This is a genomic window from Mycolicibacterium parafortuitum, assembly GCF_002086815.1.
Taxonomy (GTDB): Bacteria; Actinomycetota; Actinomycetes; order Mycobacteriales; family Mycobacteriaceae; genus Mycobacterium; species Mycobacterium parafortuitum.
Window position 1 is genome coordinate 414930 of sequence record NZ_MVID01000002.1, and the last position, 18395, is coordinate 433324.

At 65.8% G+C, this 18395-nt stretch carries 19 protein-coding genes and 1 pseudogene; 2 read left to right on the top strand and 18 right to left on the bottom strand.

What is annotated here, in order from left to right; genetic code table 11:
* The first annotated feature begins 85 nt into the window (after positions 1-85).
* On the top strand, positions 86-1168 hold the full coding sequence (locus BST38_RS04595; protein WP_083142049.1) for a PAS domain-containing protein: 1083 nt from the start codon (positions 86-88) through the stop codon (positions 1166-1168).
* Between the two features lie 7 nt (positions 1169-1175).
* Here BST38_RS04595 and BST38_RS04600 read toward each other — a convergent pair whose 3' ends face one another.
* The 4 genes and pseudogenes from BST38_RS04600 to BST38_RS29750 form a co-directional block, all read right to left on the bottom strand.
* Positions 1176-2411, bottom strand: coding sequence for a serine/threonine-protein kinase (locus tag BST38_RS04600; RefSeq protein WP_083142050.1), 1236 nt, complete (start codon positions 2409-2411; stop codon positions 1176-1178).
* 65 nt (positions 2412-2476) lie between these two features.
* Positions 2477-2788, bottom strand: a complete 312-nt coding sequence (locus BST38_RS29600; protein ID WP_237160662.1) for an Rv3654c family TadE-like protein — start codon at positions 2786-2788, stop codon at positions 2477-2479.
* Between the two features lie 31 nt (positions 2789-2819).
* On the bottom strand, positions 2820-3104 hold the full coding sequence (locus BST38_RS29605) for a TadE family type IV pilus minor pilin (protein WP_237160663.1): 285 nt from the start codon (positions 3102-3104) through the stop codon (positions 2820-2822).
* Positions 3105-3148: 44 nt separating this feature from the next.
* Positions 3149-3280: pseudogene (locus BST38_RS29750) on the bottom strand (DUF4244 domain-containing protein); the annotation flags it as partial.
* A 141-nt stretch (positions 3281-3421) separates the two neighbouring features.
* Here BST38_RS29750 and BST38_RS04615 point away from each other — a divergent pair.
* The gene (locus tag BST38_RS04615; RefSeq protein WP_133057206.1) at positions 3422-5581 is read left to right on the top strand and encodes a hypothetical protein; all 2160 of its coding nucleotides are present in this window, start codon (positions 3422-3424) and stop codon (positions 5579-5581) included.
* 283 nt (positions 5582-5864) lie between these two features.
* Here BST38_RS04615 and BST38_RS04625 read toward each other — a convergent pair whose 3' ends face one another.
* The 14 genes from BST38_RS04625 to ssd form a co-directional block, all read right to left on the bottom strand.
* Entirely contained in the window at positions 5865-6149 is a 285-nt protein-coding gene (locus tag BST38_RS04625) for a hypothetical protein (RefSeq protein WP_083142053.1), read from the bottom strand.
* A gap of 323 nt (positions 6150-6472) precedes the next feature.
* The gene (locus BST38_RS04630) at positions 6473-7378 is read right to left on the bottom strand and encodes a hypothetical protein (protein ID WP_083142054.1); all 906 of its coding nucleotides are present in this window, start codon (positions 7376-7378) and stop codon (positions 6473-6475) included.
* Positions 7379-7528: 150 nt separating this feature from the next.
* Positions 7529-7708, bottom strand: a complete 180-nt coding sequence (locus BST38_RS04635) for a hypothetical protein (protein ID WP_083142055.1) — start codon at positions 7706-7708, stop codon at positions 7529-7531.
* A gap of 429 nt (positions 7709-8137) precedes the next feature.
* A complete protein-coding gene (locus BST38_RS04645; RefSeq protein WP_272818839.1) occupies positions 8138-9046 on the bottom strand; it encodes a phage major capsid protein in 909 nt (302 codons plus the stop codon).
* Positions 9047-9169: 123 nt separating this feature from the next.
* Positions 9170-9640, bottom strand: a complete 471-nt coding sequence (locus tag BST38_RS29190) for a hypothetical protein (RefSeq protein WP_133057207.1) — start codon at positions 9638-9640, stop codon at positions 9170-9172.
* Between the two features lie 91 nt (positions 9641-9731).
* Complete coding sequence (locus BST38_RS29320) at positions 9732-9872, bottom strand: hypothetical protein (protein WP_165761556.1); 141 nt, start codon at positions 9870-9872, stop codon at positions 9732-9734.
* Between the two features lie 1036 nt (positions 9873-10908).
* A complete protein-coding gene (locus BST38_RS04655) occupies positions 10909-11310 on the bottom strand; it encodes a hypothetical protein (RefSeq protein WP_083142059.1) in 402 nt (133 codons plus the stop codon).
* Between the two features lie 38 nt (positions 11311-11348).
* Entirely contained in the window at positions 11349-12194 is an 846-nt protein-coding gene (locus BST38_RS04660) for a restriction endonuclease (protein ID WP_083142060.1), read from the bottom strand.
* A gap of 307 nt (positions 12195-12501) precedes the next feature.
* The gene (locus BST38_RS04665) at positions 12502-12738 is read right to left on the bottom strand and encodes a hypothetical protein (protein WP_083142061.1); all 237 of its coding nucleotides are present in this window, start codon (positions 12736-12738) and stop codon (positions 12502-12504) included.
* Positions 12739-12741: 3 nt separating this feature from the next.
* On the bottom strand, positions 12742-14406 hold the full coding sequence (locus tag BST38_RS04670) for a recombinase family protein (RefSeq protein ID WP_083142062.1): 1665 nt from the start codon (positions 14404-14406) through the stop codon (positions 12742-12744).
* 127 nt (positions 14407-14533) lie between these two features.
* Positions 14534-15106: a type II secretion system F family protein gene (locus tag BST38_RS04675; RefSeq protein ID WP_083142063.1), complete on the bottom strand. Its 573-nt coding sequence runs from the start codon at positions 15104-15106 to the stop codon at positions 14534-14536.
* Positions 15103-15885, bottom strand: a complete 783-nt coding sequence (locus tag BST38_RS04680; RefSeq protein ID WP_083142064.1) for a type II secretion system F family protein — start codon at positions 15883-15885, stop codon at positions 15103-15105. Before BST38_RS04680 ends, BST38_RS04675 begins: the two co-directional genes overlap by 4 nt.
* Positions 15882-17051, bottom strand: coding sequence for a TadA family conjugal transfer-associated ATPase (locus BST38_RS04685; RefSeq protein WP_083142065.1), 1170 nt, complete (start codon positions 17049-17051; stop codon positions 15882-15884). The genes BST38_RS04680 and BST38_RS04685 overlap by 4 nt, the downstream gene beginning before the upstream one ends.
* The gene (gene ssd, locus BST38_RS04690; RefSeq protein WP_083142066.1) at positions 17048-18160 is read right to left on the bottom strand and encodes a septum site-determining protein Ssd; all 1113 of its coding nucleotides are present in this window, start codon (positions 18158-18160) and stop codon (positions 17048-17050) included. Before ssd ends, BST38_RS04685 begins: the two co-directional genes overlap by 4 nt.
* Between the last annotated feature and the right edge of the window lie 235 nt (positions 18161-18395).

The window sequence follows — 18395 nt, forward strand, 5'->3', positions numbered from 1 at the left end:
ACCGAAACCTGGGCAGGAAATACCCACTGACCGCGGGTGTCGCACTATGTCCCGGTCTGAAGCGGCGCCTCGGTAAGATTGCCCCATGACCCACGACTGGATGCTCGTGGAAACGCTCGGTTCCGAGCCTGTCGTCGTCGCCCATGGCGCCCACACCAAAGATCTCGTTCCGATAGGGACGTTTCTGCGGCGCAACCCCCATCTGATGGCGATCCAGACGGCGATCGCCGAGACCGTGCGGGCCGCGACGGGCCTGAGCAGCATCACACCGAAGAACGACCGGGTGATCCGCACCGAGGTCGTGCAGATGACCGACGGCCGCATTCACGGCGTCCAGCTCTGGCTCGGCACGCCCGACGAGACACCGCCCGAACGCCCCCTGGTCGGTCCGCTGCTGTGGGACCTGGCCGCGGGCACCGCGACCGACACCCCGGAATCCCTGCAGATCGGTGGCTGGGATCCGGCCAAGCAGTCCACACACGGCCGCGCGTTCGCCGAAGACCTGCCCCGGCGCGACCTGAATCCGAACGAGGCCAAGGTGATCAGCATGGTCATCAGCCCGGAGCCCGGCGTGACGATCTGCAACACCTGGGATGTGACCGACTACCGCGGCGAGGCGATCACGGTCGGGTTCGTGGCGCGGTCCCTACCGGAGATCCAGGAGGACGGCAGCGAGCGGTTGATCTGCCGGGCGATGAACTGGCGCAGCGTTCGTGAGGGCACCGGCATCCAGCACGACCTGCTGGCGCAGCGGATTCTGGACGGCCTCGCGGTGCCGGGCGTTCACCGGGCGCTGGTCGACCCGAAGCACTGGGCGCTTCTCAAGTGGCTCGACGATCCCGCGCCGTTCTTCAACTGGCGCGCAGGCGGACTGCGCGAGGACGTGGTCCATCCGGATGATCTGCACAGGATCGACACGATGGCCGCCGAGTTCGCCTCCGGCGCGACGGCCGGGGTGTTGCGACTCGCCGGGCACGACGGCGGCTGGGTTCCTGTGCACGTCACGGTGAATCGGGTGACGTTGGGCAACGGAATCTATGCGGGACTTGCGTCGCTGCGGGTGCCGACGGATGCCGAGATCGCGGCCGCCGACTTCGACCAGCCCGCGCCTGCGCGCAGGAATTCGCGGAAGCTGTTCTCCTCCAAGGGAACAGAGTCCCGAACCTGAACTGTGTTCAGTTGGGCTTGCCATTTCCGTTGCCGCGCCCGTTGTTGCCGGGGCCACCCTTCTTGTCGGGGGGACCTTTCTTCGGGCCTTCACGCGGCGCGGGTGGTTCGACGGCGGGCACGACGGGTGCCGGCGCGGTACTGAGCGGTGTCGGCGGCGGTGCGGTGGTGGTGCGCGGTGGGACCGACGTGCTGGTGCTGACCGTCTCCAGCGGTGCGGGCGACGAGAACGGCTCCAGGGCAAGGGCCAGCGCGGCGACGGCGAATGCGAGCACGGCGGCGACGGCGAGCAGATACTTGCGGGCCCGCGTGGGCGGTGCGGTCGGCGGCGCGGTCGGGTAGCGGGCCGACGGCGGGAGTGGCTGGGCCATCACCCTCGTCGACGGCCGCTGCGGCGGCCCGGTCAGGACCGTGACCGGGTCGGCGCCGAGGGCGGCCGGGTCCCCGGCCAGAGCGGCGCGCATCTGCGCGGCGCTGCCGAAGCGCAGCCGCGGGTCGCGGCTCATGGCGCGGTCGATGACGGTGCTCAGTGCGGGGTCGGCGTCGGTGCCGAGCATCCGCAGCGGGGGCGGCGGGACGTCGAGGATCGCCCGCGCCAGCGCGGCGGGGTTGTCCTGGGGGAAGGCGCGGCGGCCGAGCAGCGCCTCGTAGCCCATGACGCCGACGGCGTAGAGATCGTCGGACACCGATGCCGGGGCGCCGGTGACGCGCTGCGGGCTCAGGTAACACATGGTGCCGACGATGGTTCCGGTGGCGGTGTGGGCGGAGCCGCCGCTCTTGGCGATGCCGAAGTCGGCGACCTTGACCGAGTCGCCCATGGCGGTGAGCAGAATGTTGGCGGGTTTGATGTCGCGGTGCAGGACGCCCGCGGCGTGGGCGACGGCCAGAGCCGCCAGCACCTCGTCGAGCATTCGCCGGACCCGCGCCGCAGGCAGCGGTCCCTGTTCGATCAGGTCGGCGAGCGTGCGGCCCGGCAGCCGCTCCATCACGATGAACGGGGCGTCCTCATGCTCACCGAAATCGTGGATCGCGACGATGTTCGGATGCGACAGCCGCGCCGCCGAGCGGGCCTCGTCCTCGAACCGGGCCCGCGCTGCCGCATCACCGGACTGGGCGGGATAGAGCAGTTTCACGGCGACGTTGCGGTGCAGCCGGGTATCCCACGCGTCCCGGACCTCGGCCATCCCGCCGCGGCCGAGCAGACCTCGCAGTTCGTAGCGGCCGGCGAGCACCTCGGCGGTCATGCGGCTTGCGTATCCCTCCTTGCGCGTGCGTAAACCCGTGCGGACGGATCACGCCGGCCCCGACGCTACCCGTCCGGCCCGCTGGGTCCCGCCCGGGCCGAGGCCGACGCCGGCCCGACCCAGTCCCCGCCCAGCGCCACCTCGGCTTCGGTGCGCACCACCACATCGAGTCCGTCGACGGCGCAGTCCGCCAACGTGGTGTGCATCGTCAGCGCGAGCCGGCCGGCGGACCCGCATGCCGCGGCCTGCCCCTGCGGCAACCTGGCCGCGGCCGCCAGCGCGGCCAGGTCGGCCACCGCCTGGGCCCGGTGTCGGGCCACCACCACGGCGGCCAGCACCGCGCCGCCGGACGTCACGGCCAGCAGTGCCGCGCACATCGCGGCGGCGACCAGGGTCGCCGACCCTCGGTCATCCGCCGTCAGGCTCCGCGGCGGAGACCGCGTCGGCGCTGATCGCGACCGTCGGCAACAGTCGGGATTGCGCGGTGACCCTGGCGAGGTAGAACGTTCCGTCCCGCCGGATCTCGATGCGGGCCCCGGCCGGGGCGATCCGTTCGGCCGTCTGCGCGGCCGATGCGGTGTCACCGCGTGCCGCCAGCCGTGCCGCTTCCCTCGCGGCGTCGATGCAGCGAACCTGCATCGACACCGCGGTGAGACCCGCCAGGCACACCGCCAGCACGGACACCAGCGCCATCGTCGCGAAAGCCGCTTCGGCGGTGGCGATACCGGCATCATCGGCTACGCCTTCGTGTTCAGCGCTCTGGTGATGATGTTGGTCAGTGCGCTGACGATCGAATCCCCTGTCACAACGGTGTAGAGGATCGCTCCGAACGCCGCCGCGGCGATCGTGCCGATCGCGTAGTCAGTTGTCTAGGTTTACACCCGCAAGGCGAGGCAGCGTCCCTAGCTCCGGACTCGACCGGGCCTCAGTGGCGATCTTTAGCAGAACTCACACTCCTGAAGAACCAGAACGCGAGGCTCGTGCGGCTTCCGTCCGCCTACGATCGGCAGGTGAGCAGGAAACGACTTGAACTAGCTCTCGCCCAAATCCCTCCCGGGGCGTGGGAGGACTTCGAGCAATTTGCCTCGGAATTTCTTATCGCCGATTTTCCTGGTCTACGTACGATGGCGCGTGCCGCTGGAGATGAGGGTCGCGACGCCGACATCTTCGACGTCGACGCAGCTGGGCGGATCAAGCTGCAGTATTCAGTCACGGTCGCTTGGCGATCGAAAATCCAGGCAACTGTAAAGCGGCTCAAGGACTTCAAGCCAAAGCCTACTCATCTGATCTATGTGACCAACCAGGAGATCGGGCCTGAAGCCGACGACCTGAAGCGCGACATTCTCGCGGCTGAAAATATCGTGCTGGATATTCGCGACCGATCCTATTTTCTAGATCGCCGCGACCACACGGTCGCCGCTCGCGCGGCCAGTGAAGTCCTAGAGCAGAAATTTGTCGCCCCACTCTTGACTTCGCAGGGCATTGCCCACTCGGTTGCTCCGGCTCTGACGGCAGAAGAAGAGCGCATCGCTTTCCTCCATATATCCATTGACCTTATCGAGCGCGATCGCTCCAGAAACTTCTCTAAAGACGCCTACGAATCATTAGTTCTAGCCGTCCTTCACGGAACCACGCATGAGACTGCTCTGCATCGCAACGAGATCCGTGATCGAATCTGCTCCTTTGTTCATGCAGATTCCCGCCATCAACTCGATGCCCGTATTGATTCCGCGCTGGAACGTTTGACTAAAAAGCGAGGTACCGTCAAGCACATCCGTTCGACAGATTATTTTCACATTGCGTTTGAAGAGACCGAGCGAATTAATGTTGGGGCGGAGAAGTTCCTTGAACAGGAAACCGCGTTCGAAGAGGACATTCGTGCCGCTCTTTACGTCGTAGACAGTGATCTGGCTGACGACGAAGTGAAGGGAAAGCAGTCTGTTCAGGCGCTGCGCGAGGTCATAGAAAAGCTTCTCCTAGACTACGGCGAGCAGTTCACAGCAGCTATTGCTACTGGTAACGCTCCAGAGGCCACCAAGGAAAAACTTGAACATCTGCTGACAGAGATGTCCTTTAAGACCCATCTATCAAATGTGGCGGCGGCAGAGATTATTGAGATGGTTCTGACGCAGGGAACCGAAGAGACTGAGGCACACCTACGTAGGCTGTTGGACAGCTACACGGTGCTTGCGATGCTTAAATCGACGCCGGACGTACAGAAAGCGCTGAGGAAGGTTTTCAGCGGGGGCCAGATTTGGCTAGACACCAGCGTGATACTGCCTTTGATGGCCGAAGAGCTTTACACCGGAAATACGCCTATGCACGACCTGGTTACGGCTTGCCGTCTTTCTGATACCAGGCTTTTCGTTACTACAGGAGTTATCGAGGAGGTGAACTCGCACCTCACGCGATGCGTTTCTACTGCCAGATCCGGAGGCTCTAACTCATACCGTCTACCTTTCCTGTTGAAGGAGTACATAACGGCGGGCAATACTCGAACTGGCTTCGTGAAATGGCAAGAAAACTTCCGGGGGACGGAAAATCCGCTGCTGGATATCGAGGAATACCTACGAGACGAGTTCGGTATCGTCCGCAAGGACCTGAAGGACGAGGTCGACCAGGCGAGCCAGGAACTCCGGATCGCAGCTCAGGATTACTGGCGAGAAGAACAGCAGAAGCGCAGAGGCGACAGCGGTATAGATGCTGCGAGCCTCGACCGATTGGTTGCCCACGATGTAGAGAACAGCGTGGGTGTCATCCAGCTGCGCGGTCGCAGGAATCCGGGGCCCGCTGGGTACCAGCACTGGTGGCTGACCACAGACCGCCTTGGTAAAGGCCTGAGCTCGGCTTTGGAGCTCTCGCTCGGCGAACCTATTGCGTCGCCCGTGATAGACCCGGGCTTCCTAGTCCAATTGCTGCGATTCCGTCCTTATTCACCGGAAGAAGCGACCGCAGCACTAGGGCGCTTTCCTGTGCTTCTCGGCCTCGCGAAGATGGACGTTATTCCTAGCGACATGATGGATGTCGTCGAGGAAATCCGGAATGAGATACCGACTTTAAAACCGCGGCTTATCCAACGTCGACTCCGAGATGAGGTCAACAGGCGGAAGACCGGTGAATACGCAGAACCGACGGACGACGCTCCGGGGCTCGCCGACGACATCGCCTAAGTGCCGCTTGCCTCCGACTTCGGGACCGTTTCTGGCAACGCTCAAACCGGGAAGCGACCTAAGCAGCGGCGGTACCAGTCCGCTGCGGAGAGGCCAGCGGCGTTCATCGCGGCCGCTGGCTTGTCGGTGCTGACGGCGTGAGAGACAGCGGCCAGGTAGTCGTAGAGACCCGCTGGGGCTCCGCCCTCCACGTAGAGGTAGTTGTCGAACGTCTGAAGCTCCGGCGGGAGCTGCGGGAGCTTGGACCGGCGGCTACGCCTCCGAGTCTTCCGGGCGGCTCGGCTCACAGCGCTTCCTCGAAGTTCAGCCGAGCGAGCAACTGCGCCAACAGAGCCCGCTGCGCTCGCGCCTCCGCGATGAACGGGCTGATGACCGGCTGACCCATGCTGCCCTTGACGGTCAGTGGGGCCTCGGCGGCTGCCTCGTCCAGCTCAGCGATCTGATCGACTACCCGGCACGCTTGGGCCAGGATCTCGGCCTTATCGGGGTCGCTTTCAAGGTCGAACTCGGCGGTGATCGACCGCCACAAACGCTTCCCCGCAGCCTGCAAACCTGCAGGACAACGCATGTTTTCTCCTAACTTACTGACTCAAAAAAGGGGGCATTTAAGACTCATCGGATGGCAAGGGCGCATTACCGTCCGGTCGAGAGCCGGGGGTGGGGTATATCCCCCTGGGGGTAGCAGACCCCCGCCGACCAGGGCACACGCGGTCTGCCGCACCCCTGCATCCCGGACGCGGCGGGATCTACGCACGCGGCTAACCGGTGCGGAAGCCGGTGCGCGACAGCAGGACTGCCCCCTGCCCACTGCGACCTACCCAGGGGGGGAGCCCCTGCCCGGGCGGCTACCCCTACTCCCCTCCGGCCTGGGGACCGGAGGGGGACACCGGGCTACGCCACGAACCACGTCTCGGGCTGGCGGGTTCTTCGTCCGTTCTTGTACCGCCACCCACCGGGGTACGTTCCCGAGAGCAGCAGCTTGCCCTCCTGCTCTCGCAGCAGCCTGGTTGCCATGTAGCGGGTGACTCCGAGCTGACGGGCTACCGTCGTCACGTCCAACGGGGTGCGGGTCTTCAGGGTGGACACCCACTCGGCGAACGCAGTTCGGCTGTCGTCTGCCGTCTGTCGCACTTTGGTATAGCTATCTTTCTCAGCTGAGAAGATAGGTATACCGTTCTGCGACAACCCAGGGCACTGGCAGCGACTCTTGGACCGGTTGCATCCGGGTAGGTGCTTCGGCTTGGAGGTCGGAACCCAGTCCGGGTTCACGGTCCACACACGACCGTGACCCGGCACCCCGTCATAGGTCCTCTTGGTGAAGAACCCATAGGCGAGGGTGCTGCTCCACTGCCGTAGCACCTTGTACGCAGCCTGCTCATGCACCCCGACCACCTCGGCCAGCGAGGGGCCGGTGATCACCGGGGTCAGCGTCTCGTGCTTGAAGCACAGAGCGATGGCACCGAGGAGGTACTTCTCGTGGGTCACCCCCGAGCCCGAGATCCGAGCGGCCAGCTCGTGCAAGGGCTGGGGATCGAACCTCGTCTGTCGCAGCCCCGGAACGTATTGCTCGACAGCACGTTCGGCTCCTTTGGTGATGTGGTGGCGGGTGGGGTTGAGCTGGCCCCGAGATCCCCGAGGGAGCTTCTCCTCGTGGGGATGGTCGAGCACCCAATCGACGGCTGAGTGCTCATCACACTCGCCGTGGCGAAGGCCCCATGCCGCCAGCCGATAGGCGAGGTCGTAAACCTCGTCGGTGTCAGTGGCATTTTCCAGGCTCGGCTTAGGTTCCGCGAGCATGGTCGGCCTTCATGGCTGCGGTGATCTGACAGTGTAGGTCGGCCAAGGTCTCGTCGGTGAACAGCAGGAACTTGTTCGTGCCTTGGATCTGGACCTTGTGGGTTACCGCCTGACGGCGGTTATCCCAATACGACTGCAGGACTGGCCGGTTCATGCGGCTCGCTCCTGTCTCGCCCTCTCGGCTTCGTGCTTGACCTGTGTGGCGAGCTGGAGGTAGCGGGTCATCGCGTCCGACAGCACGACCGCCGATGCCCACAGCTCACCAGCCTTCTTGCCGTGTCCGGCTTCGCGGCAGAGACTCTCGGCCCGGTCCAGCTCTTGATGGACCATGAAGCAGATCGCCGAGCAGTGGGATCTACCGACGGCTTTGGGTCGGGTGCATCCTGGTCGGTGGCATCGCTTACGTGACCCATCCCCTCGTTGCCGGGGCTTCTGCTGCGGCATCTCGCTAGGCAGCGGAGCCGACATCAGCGGTCATCCTCGCTGACAATCGCGGCCAGCTCGCTGCGGTGGACCTGCACCGTCATCGGAGCGCGGTTGAGTCGGAATCGGAGGATCTCCCCGTCGATCTCCAGGGAGCCTGGTTCAACGTGCCAGACTTTGCCTCCGACGACGGAGATCGTTCGGACTTTCTCCGGGTGATCTAACTTCCACATTCGGTACTTCTCCTGTGCTGCTTACTCATTCGATGGTCGAGAACGCCGAAGGGCCGTCCCAACCAGGACGGCCCCTCGGCGGTTATTCAGTTGTGAGTGAGGCTCAGCTCTCGCCTTCGCCCTCGCCCTCGCCAGAGCCGAGGGCATGGCCGCGAACGACCCCGGCCTCGTTCAGGAACCCGATACCGAACCGGCTCACGGCACGGACGTAGGTGCCGTCCTGATGGACAGCCGGGAACCGCTCGACCGTGGTGCCCTTTCGCATCACCAGCACGACGTGCTCACGCGGGATGCCCCAGAACACGGTCTGGTTGTCGACCTGGTCGGAGACCAGAACCGGCAGACCGGCTACCCGGATGCCGTCCTCGACGAACTCCAGAAGGTTCTGGTTGCTGCCGTTGGCAACCTTCAGCTTGGAGATCGCCTCGGCGGTCGCCGGGGAGACGATCCACGAGGTCAGCTCGGAGCCGTTGTCGATGGCCGCATACCGGGCCTCGGTGAACGGATCGAGGTTGGTCAGGCCAGCACCGGTGTTCACCGAGGTGTAGGCGATGCTGAGCAGACCGTCCGGACCCTTCGCGGTGGTGTTGCCGAGGAAGGCACCGTCCACCGCCCGGCCGATCTTGTTGGCAAGACCAGCACCGAGCAGCTCGGCCACGGCGGGGTCGCTGTCGTCGCGCAGTTCGTTGGACAGCAGAGAGATCCCGGCGGTCTTGTAGATGCTCACCGTGACCTCGTCGGTGTCACCGTCGGTCTCGGCGATGGTGTCCAGCTCGCCGTAGAAAGCGACATCGGGATCAGCCACCCAGACCGGGAAGGTGACCTTGTCGCGGTTGGTGCTGAACACGGTGGCCGACCGAGCAGCGATGCTGCGGGCCTTGACGGCCAGGTCGACCAGGCCCCCGAAGTCCTCCGGGGTGAAGGCATCAGCGGTGGTCGTCAGACCGACACCGCTGGTGGTGTTCGTCATAGCCATTTGGCTAGTTCCTCCTTGGAATGCAGAAAGGCCCAGCGCATTACGGCTGGGCCTCGGTTACTCGGGTGCTTTCCATCGAGTCACTGACTCGAAGGAGGGTGCGTCGCAGACGCTTCAGACGCTCCTACGCAGCCACGGGCTGCGGGTTCAGAGCTAAAGTCACTTCATCAGGGCGTCCCAGGACGCTTGGGGCTTGTGGCCGCCTCCGGACAAACCCTGAGTCGGATCGAATGCGGGGCTGTTCTTCGCCAGACCTGGTCGGGTGCCGAGGATCTCGGCGATAACGGCGTCTACCTTCTCCGGGTCTACGTCGCCGTCCTCGTCCAGCAAGTCCTGCACCGTGACCCCGCCGAGGGTGAGCAGGTCTGCCGGGTTAGCAAGGTTCTTCGCGGCCAGCCGCTCCGCCTCTCGCGTCAGCAGTCGCTCGACCCGCTGAGCCAGAGCATCACGCTCGGCTCGGGCTTCGTTCCGTTCGACGCGGTAGCGTGCCTCCCGGTTCTGCCGGGGGGCTTGGGTCTGCGTATCGTCCCCTCCAGCCGACTGAACATCGGCCTCGGGCCCATCACCCTCGGGGGTAGCTGAAAGTCCGTCAGAATCGAGATCAGGGGCGTTTTCTGCGGTGTTTGTCATCGGTTGGTTCTCCTATCTCTCAGCATGTCTCGCGCGAGCCACAGCGCTAGAGCAGCGTCGGCTGCGGCTAGGACCATCAGGGGTCCGGTGATCACTGATCCCCCCATGCGACGATGACCAGCCCTGCCCAGATGTTGGAGCCAGTGCCGGGGGTGATGTCTGCGTTCTCAGGGACGTGCCAGACGCGTTCGGGTGCGCTGGCGAGTCGGTTCATCAGTTCGTCTTCTGTCATGTGGTTTCTCTTTCGTTCTCGTGATGTGGATACGGGCCAGAGGCCCGTCACCCCGGAGGGCGTCGGCAGCTCCGTGCCTGGTCCATGAGAAAGGCCCCAACAATCCGCTGGGACCTCCACGTCGGGGCTACGCGGCCAGGACGGCCTGTAGCTCCCGAAGCTTGCGGCGCGCTTGGCGACACTCGCGCATGTACCGCCGCTGGCGGTCTCTGCGGCAGTACCGACAGCCTTCGCCGGGGACGTAGTCGGCAGGTGCCCGGAGGTGATGTCCGTTGCGGCACTCGGCAGGCACTGGGTCGTTCACTTCCTGAGCCGCCGCTGACGGCTCGGTCGACGGAGAGGACCGCCGCTGACGGTCCAGTAGGTCTACGGCAGATGGCGTTTAAGAGAAACCCCCGGCCACACATGTCCGGAAGTGGCCGGGGGCGTCCCGTTAGGAGATGGAGAATCACTGGCGGTCCCTTGCCGGTCGCGCTAAGGCAGAGCGAAGGGCCTGAGCCCTACTTGCTTCTTCAGTGTTCTCGGAGCACCGGAGATGCCGTGCTCCCAACCCCGCCTCACGCGGAGGCGGGGAAGACTTAGTTCGCGGGGTCCGTTTACCCCTCCCACAACGTATGGGTGCAATTTTGCGGTAAATGCTGCATCTGGCGCGCTGAAGGTCACTTAAGGAGAACGACGACTCGCTCATCCCATCTCAACCTGTAGTAGGCGTTACTTCGCCGAAAAGTAACGCTGGCGTGTGGGGGGTCTGTCTCTTTACCCCTCCCCCCCTTATATGGGTGTCACAAGGGGTTGTTTGTGACACCCAACCTCTTGCCCCTCATAGGGATATAGGTGTTAATTTGTCGATCCTTAACACCTCTCATTGGGATATAGGTGCAACACCTGGGCGTTTGTTGCGGACTCGTGAGCAAAGTCACACGCCTCAGGGCTGCTCTCCCTCGGCTACACCCCTCCATAGGGATATAGGTGTTGCACTTGCGGTTTCGCAACGAAATCAAGACCGGAGTGTGATCAAAATCACTTTCGGCAGTCCCTAGAAGTCGACCTGCTTGCCGTCCTGGTACAGGCACATGGCGTCGTTAGCTTCGCCGGTCTTGCGAGACTCGGCTACGACCTTCCCGTCGACCGTGATCTTGCACCACGCTTGACTGTCGCGGCCCTCGGAGGTGTTGGCCCAGGTGTACAGAGGCTTCGGCGGCTGCGGCACGTCGTCCCCAGTCAGCTCGACTCGGGTGACCCCGGCTGGGTACTCGATGCCGTTCTCGAAGTTGTCGTCGTACGTCGCATACGAGAAGTCCCCGCCGACCTCGTAGACGACGGTGCCCCGCTTCGCCTCGCCTTGGGCGGTTGTATCCGTGGCGGCTGGACGCGAGTCCTCGCTGCAAGAAGTCAGCACGGCTGCCGCAGCGGTGAGGGCAAGAGCGATCTTGTGCATGGTCCTCCTTCCTTCTGCGGCGAGGATCTTATCGCTGCCTACTTCGGCTCAAGGGACGAGAAGTAGTCGGCCTGCACCTTCACGTCCTCGACCACTCGCTCGGTCGTGCTTACACCGATCCCGTACTCCTTCAACAGATCACAGAGCCGGTCGCCGTCGATGAGGTCAATAGGCGGGGCCCCATCGCGCGTGGATTCCGCTCGGGCATCGTTCGTGAAGGTGCCGGTTGTAATCAGCAGGCCCTTGTCGCCGCGTCCCGCCATCGCTCCTCGGAAGTCACGTACGGCGGAAGAGCCGACGCTCCCCGAATACCGCTTGCACTGGAAGAACACGGGGAAGCTCAACAGGGAGATCTGATACACCCCCTGGCCGTCGATGCCACCGTCACCAGACCGACCTGTCACGACTGCGCTGGAGAAACCGGACTCCCGGAGCAGTCGCTGAGCGAGCCGCTCGAACCCTGTGGGCGACATCTTCAGAAGGGTGTCAAGAAGCTCGTCCTTCCAGTCCGCCTCGGCTTCCGCTTCGACTTGATCGAGTTCGCTTGCGACGTTCGACTTCTGGCCGGACTTCTTCTTGCCCTTCTTCTTGGAGCTGGCGACGAACTGAGCGTGCAACGGACCAATGTCTGTTGGAGCGGCGGTTTGGCCGGCTTCCGTGACTGTCCAGACACCGCGCTTGCTGTTGGTCAGTAGGCCCATGCCCTTGAGGTAGGTCCTCGCCCAAGCAAGCCGGTATTGGATCTCCGTCTGTGGGCCGTCGCCGTGCAACACGTCTTGTTGATCGCTTGAGAACTGTTCAGCCTCGATGACGGCGGCGTCTAACTCAGCGATGGACGCAGAGCCGCCTAGCGCCTTCGCGGCTTGCAGGGTCGGCCACAACATGTCGGTGTACGGAGGAACCGTTGCAGTCACGGGTACGAGGATGTCAGACGTTCGAGAAGCGTCTCCCGAAGACGGAGGACAGGGCCGCCTAACCGCAACCCCGGCGCCGAAGGCGTCATCTGAAGACCCCCGGTCTCCGCAGCCGGGGGTCTTCTCTCTTCAAGGCTGTTTCGTGAACCAAACTGGCGTCTCCGGCGACTAACCCCACATGGACGATGACGACCGAGAAGCAATCCGAGACGAGGGGCACGACCCCGACGACCCCGCCGTGCGTACGGCCATCGACTTCGTGCGCTGGGAACTGGAGCTACTGCGACTCGGGTAGACGCAGCTCCAGTAGGTGCTCAGCACCTTCGACCAGGACGACCCGCAGGAACCCAAGGTCTTCAAGCTCCTCGATGGCTTCGGTGATCGCTTCGGGGTCCAGGCCCTCGACGTGTGAATCATCGAAGGCCAGGGCGGTGGCCACTAGAAGGTCGGTGTCGACGGTCTGCGGGTGAGCGTCGATAGCAGTGAGCCACAATGCCGTATTCACCGCTGGCATGGCTCAGTCTCCTTTCGCGATGAGATGTACTTCGCCGTCACGTACCTCGATACCGGCGATGTCGTTGTCCTGCATGTGGGCGAAGACACCTGCCCAATCGGAAGCTCGCCCCTTCGGCACCATCTGTTCCGTGAGCTTGAATAGGTCACCGAGGTCAAGATTCAGCCGCTCAACCTCGATCCGACCGTTGGCCCCAGCCGAGCACCAGAAGTCCAAGCGAATGTTCATGGATCGAAGCCAGATGTTCCGGGCAGTGGTGTCCTGCCGATTCCACCAGTCGGCGAACTTCTCACCGGTCGGTTTCCAGGTCCAACCTGCTGGCCGCACCGCCTCTGCTGATAACTCTTCCTGGCGCGCTGCCAGGCTCGCGATCTGCCTGTCCAGAGCTTGCCGCTGCGGCGTGCCAGCCCTGTAAGGACCGGAGCCGAGCAGGCTGGTCAGATCCACGAGTCGGTCGTTTACCTCGGCCAGTTCCGCTGAGTGGTCCGAACCTGCATCCCAGACCCGTTCCATTCGCTCGGATTCCCCAAGGACCCTGAGGAGCGATCGCTCGACAGCATCGTCGGCGTAATCGAGCGGTATCGACTTGTTGCCGCAGTTCTCGCGGTATTGAGCAGAGGAGCATCGGTAACGGGGCTTCCGGCCAGGCCCACCCTTGAGTCGGTATGCAGGTCGACCACAGACGCCGCAATAGATCACCTGGAGTAGAAGACCCTTGCTCCGCTTGGTTGGTTCCTTGCGGTTCTCGCGGTCAGCCAACTCTTGGCCGAGGCGATTGAATACTCCACGGGTGATGATCGGCTCTGCGCGGACCAGAGGGGAGTTGTCGTCGGTCAGCACGACAGTTTCAGGGCCGAAGATCTTCCTGCCCTTGGTATCCCGCTGAATGCGCCCCTGGGCGTCCCTGAGCGGTTCTCTGGTCAATGCGTACCCGAGAAGCGTTTGACTCGTCAGTGCCCGCTTCAAGCCGCTTGAGTGCCACTCGTAGCCTCTGACCTCTCTTCCCTGGGCTTGGGCAAACCGGTCCCTGGGTGTTAAGACCTTCCGCTCTGTCAGATCGTGGGCCACAGACCGGAGAGGCTCGCCGGACAGCACTCGCTCGACAACCTCGCGGATAATCGAAACCTGTTCCGGGTCTTGGACGAGCCGCCACGTCCCTGCCTCATCCCGCTGAGGGAGGTAGCCCCACGGGGGTATCCCACCGCGCCACTTACCGGCCCTCAGGTTGTGCCGGAAGGCCGAGGCGTTCCGTTCTGAGATCGCCGCCAGCTCCATCTCGGCCACCTTCGCGACGAGCATCGCGATGACGTCACCGAACGGCATGGTCAGGTCCAAGAACTGTTCCGTCGCTGACACGACGGTCACCGAATGTGCCTGGCACCAGCGGATCAGATCGGCGAGGTCCAGCAGTCGCCGAACTATCCGATCCATTCGGAAGAAGACGATCACATCGAACTCGCCGAGGCGGTTGGTCAGCCAGTCCCCGAGCTGGGGCCGGTCGAACGGAGACGTAGATCCCGCCGAGACATCGAGATCCTCCGCTACTCCTACGACCTCGTAGCCGCGCTGTTCACACAGCTCGCGACATGCCTTAAGTTGCCGTTCAGGTGAGGTGGTTGCGTCCGTGACTCGGGAGAGTCGGACGGCAATCAATGCCCGTTGACTCATGGTTGTAATTATCGGCAATCGAGTACTCGACAGTGGACATGCCGTCGTCGGCGACCGCGAATACGATCAGCCGCGCCCGGATCTCTCGAAGACGTTGCGTCATCACCTTTTTCTCCTTTGCTCTCTGTCACAGCACTCCCGACTGCAGGACTTCACCGGCCAGCCCCGCGACGACGGGAACGATCCCGAGGCACAGGAACGCCGGGAGGTAACACAGCCCCAGTGGTCCGGCCATCAACACGCCCGCGCGTTCGGCCTTGGCGCTCGCGGCGTCGGCGGCATCGGCGCGCAACTGCACCGCGAGTTCCTCGACGCCGTGTGCCAGCGCCGCTCCCGAGGCCGCCGACCGGCGAGCCATCCGCAGGAAGCTGTCCACATGACTGTCCACCGGTGCGTCGGGACTCGCCCACGCCCGGGCCGGATCCGCGCCGAGCGCGAGCAGGTCGGCGGCACGGCTCAACAGCGCGGACATCTGCGCGGGCGCCGTCGCCGCGACCGCCGCCGCCGCGGTCGAGACCGCCATCCCGGACCGCAGGCACGCGGCGAGCAGGTCGAGGTCGGCGGCCACGGTGAGCGGGTCGTCGGAGCCGCCCGCCGGGGGCCCCTTGCCGGCCGCACGGCCATCGCGTCGCCCTCGGCTCCGTGCCGCCGGCGGCACGACAAGCAGCGCCGACGCGAGAAACAGCGCCGCCCAGGTCATGTCAGCACCTGCGCGGTGATCCGGTCCGACCACAGCAGGCCGGCGCAGACGAACACCGCGCCCAGCATCAGCAGCCACCCCCCGGCACCGCCGGAGAGCAGGAACCCCAGCGGCTTCGCCCCGATCGCGTGACCGAGCAGCACCCCGAGAAGCGGGAGCCCGGCCAGGATCGCGGCGGTCGCGCGAGCCCCGGCCATCCCCGCCTCGACCCTCCCCCGGAATCGTTCGCGTTCGGCGATGTCGCGCTGCGCGGCCTGCATCAGCGTGGCGACGGCCAGCCCGTGGGTCTGGGCGAGATGCCAGCACACGGCCAGCCGGTCCCAGTGATGTGGTGACGTGGAGCGCCGGCCCACGGCGCGCAGACCCGCGGCCACGTCGGCTCCCAGCAGCGCCCGCGCCGCGACCCCCGTGAGCGAGTCGGCGATTCGCTCTCGAGCCTCCTGGGCTGCCACCTCGATCGCCGCGACCGGATGTGCGCCGACCCGCAGCTCGCCGACCAGCACGTCCAGCGCGTCCTGCAATGCCGCCGCCTCCGAGGCGCGGAGTCGGCGCCGCCGACCGGCACGGCGGCGGGCGATCAGCGTCGCGAGCAGCAGCCCAAGTGCCGCCGCGGAGGTCGCGGTGTGCAGGACGGCGACGGCCGCGCAGACGGCGACCGCGCACAGCGTCTCGGATGGCCGTCGCCGAGGCCGGGCCCGGTGCAGCAGCGGCACCGGCCTTCGCGGGCCGGCCGGGGCGCTGAGCACCGCCAGAGCGAGGACGAGCGCGGCGACAGTCACGGCCTGGCCCTGCTCTCGATCAGCTCCCGCAGCGCGTCCGCGCCGACGTCGACGCCGCTGTTTCGGCGCCAGCACCGCAGCACACCGACGCGGCCGTCCGGCTCTCGATGCATCAATCCGACTTCCGCGAGCCCGCGTCGGCCCGTCCGGTCCCGGGCGACGTGCAGGACCACCTGGATGGCCGCGGCCAACTGGCTGTGCAGCGCGGCCCGGTCCAGTCCACCGAGTGCGGCCAGGGCCTCGAACCGGGCGGGCACCTCCGCGGGATTGTTGGCGTGCACCGTCCCCGCGCCGCCGTCGTGGCCGGTGTTCAACGCGGTCAGCAGATCCACGACCTCGGCACCGCGCACCTCCCCGATGACGATTCGGTCGGGACGCATCCGCAGGGCCTGCCGAACCAGGTCGCGCACCGTGACCGCACCGGCACCTTCGACGTTGGCGCCGCGTGCGACGAGTTTCACCAGATGCGGGTGCGCGGGCGCGAGCTCGGCGGCGTCCTCGACGCAGACGATGCGCTCGTCGTGGCCGACCTCGGCGAGCAGTCCGGCCAACAGGGTTGTCTTGCCCGCGCCGGTTCCTCCCGAGACGACGAAGGCCAGCCGCGCGGCGATCACGTCGCGCAGCAGGTCGGCCGCGTCGCCGTCGATGGCACCGGCCCGGATGAGTGCGTCGAGATTCTGGTTGGCGGGCCGCAGCACCCGCAGGGACAGACAAGTCCCCGCCGCGGCGACCGGCGGCAGCACCGCGTGCACCCGGACGGTGAGCACTCCGCTGGGAGAGGACGCGCTCAGATGTCCGTCGACCCACGGCTGGGCCTCGTCCAGACGGCGGCCCGCATTGAGCGCCAGCCGCTGCGCGAGCCTGCGCACAGCCGCCTCGTCAGCGAAGCGCACCGTGGTGCGTCGCAAACCGTTTCCGTCGTCCACCCACACCGCGTCGGGCGCCGTGACGAGGACGTCGGTGGTGCCCGGCGCGGCCAGCAGCGGCTCCAGAAGGCCGGCCCCGGTGAGCTCGGTCTGCAGTTCCCGCAGGCTCGACAGCATCTGCGTGTCGCCGAGGACTCCCCCGGACTCTGCACGGATCGCAGCCGCGACCACGCTCGGACGCAGCGGCGCCGTTTCGGCTGCGAGCCGTTCCCGGACCCGGTCGACCAGCGGCGCGTTCACGCCGCCGACTCCGCGGCCCGGCGCAGGTGCGGGTTCTGGTCGAGGACCGACAACACCTCGCGGGCGGCGCGGGCCAGCGGCGACCGGGCCCGTACCCGCAGACCGCCCCGCTCCAGCGCGCCGTCGAGACCCGGCTGTGGCCGCATCGCCGCCAGCACGGGCAGCCCGACGATGCGTGCGACGTCCGCGGGCCGCAGCCCACCCGGCGCCGGGCCGCGCACGACCACCCCGGTGTTCGGGTTGGTCGCCGTCACCCACCGCGCCGTCGCGGCGGCCGCGGCACATGAGCGCAGGTCGGCCGGTGTCATCAGCACCACGAGATCGGCTGCCGCCAGCGCGATCTCGGTGGCCGGGTGAGGCCGGCGCGCAACGTCACAGACCACCGCGACCCCGGCCCGACTGCCCGCGTCGATCACCGCGCTCAGCGGGGCGGGGTCGATGTCGTTTCCGGGGTGGTCCCCGGACAACACACGGCTTCCCGACAGCACGGTGACGCCGTGTCGTCGCGGCAGCGCGTCCCGCAGCGCCGGGTAACCGACCCGGCCACCGGCCAGCGCGAGGTCCGGCCACCGCAGGCCGGGTTCGGTCTCGCTGCCGAGCACCAGGTCCAGGCCGCCGCCCCACGGATCGCCGTCGACGAGGAAGGATTCGACGGGAAAGGATTCCGCCACGACCTGGGCCAGCGCCGTCGCGAACACCGACGCGCCACCGCCTCCGCGGCCCGCCACCACGCTCACCACCGGCCCCCGCCCCAGTTCGTCATGTCCGGGTTCGGTCGCGTCGGCAAGCACGGCCATCACGACGTGGTCATCTGTCGGCAACGTCACTATCTGTTGTGCGCCAACGGCGACCGCGGCCTGCCAGTCGTCCGGCGCCGGGGCATCCGCGGTGATCAACAGCACCCGGGGCCGACGCGGCAGCCCACGCTCGACGCAGCGGCGGGCCGCGTCGGTATCGAGCAGTACCGCGGAGGCGCTCGTCCACACCCGCCGGCTCGAAGGATCACTGGCCCGTACGATCCGCAGGCCGGTGGCCGCGACGACACGGTCGACCTGGGTGGCGAGGGCCTGGTCGTCGACCAGGGCGAGGATTCCGTCCGCGGACTTCATGGCCCCAGCCTGGGCCGGGACCTGCAGCGCCGGGAAGCCTCAGTACAGCGTTCTGGGGATCAACGCGGATCTGTGGACAGCCAACTCTGGCGTCGCTGAAAACACCGTTCCGCTACCGATTCGGGGGGACGGAACTATCCGTCCGGCGAAAACACCCCACAAAAGGGACGACCCCCGCCAGGGGGGGAGGAGGCGGAGGTCGTCGTGTATCAGCCCCGGGGGGTCGGGCTGATGC

Coding starts and splice junctions, on each gene's coding strand:
- BST38_RS04595 (WP_083142049.1), top strand. CDS start 86: ATGACCCACGACTGGATGCTCGTGGAAACGCTCGGTTCCGAGCCTGTC.
- BST38_RS04600 (WP_083142050.1), bottom strand. CDS start 2,411: ATGACCGCCGAGGTGCTCGCCGGCCGCTACGAACTGCGAGGTCTGCTC.
- BST38_RS29600 (WP_237160662.1), bottom strand. CDS start 2,788: ATGTGCGCGGCACTGCTGGCCGTGACGTCCGGCGGCGCGGTGCTGGCC.
- BST38_RS29605 (WP_237160663.1), bottom strand. CDS start 3,104: ATGGCGCTGGTGTCCGTGCTGGCGGTGTGCCTGGCGGGTCTCACCGCG.
- BST38_RS04625 (WP_083142053.1), bottom strand. CDS start 6,149: ATGCGTTGTCCTGCAGGTTTGCAGGCTGCGGGGAAGCGTTTGTGGCGG.
- BST38_RS04630 (WP_083142054.1), bottom strand. CDS start 7,378: ATGCTCGCGGAACCTAAGCCGAGCCTGGAAAATGCCACTGACACCGAC.
- BST38_RS04635 (WP_083142055.1), bottom strand. CDS start 7,708: ATGGTCCATCAAGAGCTGGACCGGGCCGAGAGTCTCTGCCGCGAAGCC.
- BST38_RS29190 (WP_133057207.1), bottom strand. CDS start 9,640: ATGACAAACACCGCAGAAAACGCCCCTGATCTCGATTCTGACGGACTT.
- BST38_RS29320 (WP_165761556.1), bottom strand. CDS start 9,872: ATGACAGAAGACGAACTGATGAACCGACTCGCCAGCGCACCCGAACGC.
- BST38_RS04655 (WP_083142059.1), bottom strand. CDS start 11,310: ATGCACAAGATCGCTCTTGCCCTCACCGCTGCGGCAGCCGTGCTGACT.
- BST38_RS04660 (WP_083142060.1), bottom strand. CDS start 12,194: ATGTTGTGGCCGACCCTGCAAGCCGCGAAGGCGCTAGGCGGCTCTGCG.
- BST38_RS04665 (WP_083142061.1), bottom strand. CDS start 12,738: ATGCCAGCGGTGAATACGGCATTGTGGCTCACTGCTATCGACGCTCAC.
- BST38_RS04670 (WP_083142062.1), bottom strand. CDS start 14,406: ATGAGTCAACGGGCATTGATTGCCGTCCGACTCTCCCGAGTCACGGAC.
- BST38_RS04675 (WP_083142063.1), bottom strand. CDS start 15,106: ATGACCTGGGCGGCGCTGTTTCTCGCGTCGGCGCTGCTTGTCGTGCCG.
- ssd (WP_083142066.1), bottom strand. CDS start 18,160: ATGAAGTCCGCGGACGGAATCCTCGCCCTGGTCGACGACCAGGCCCTC.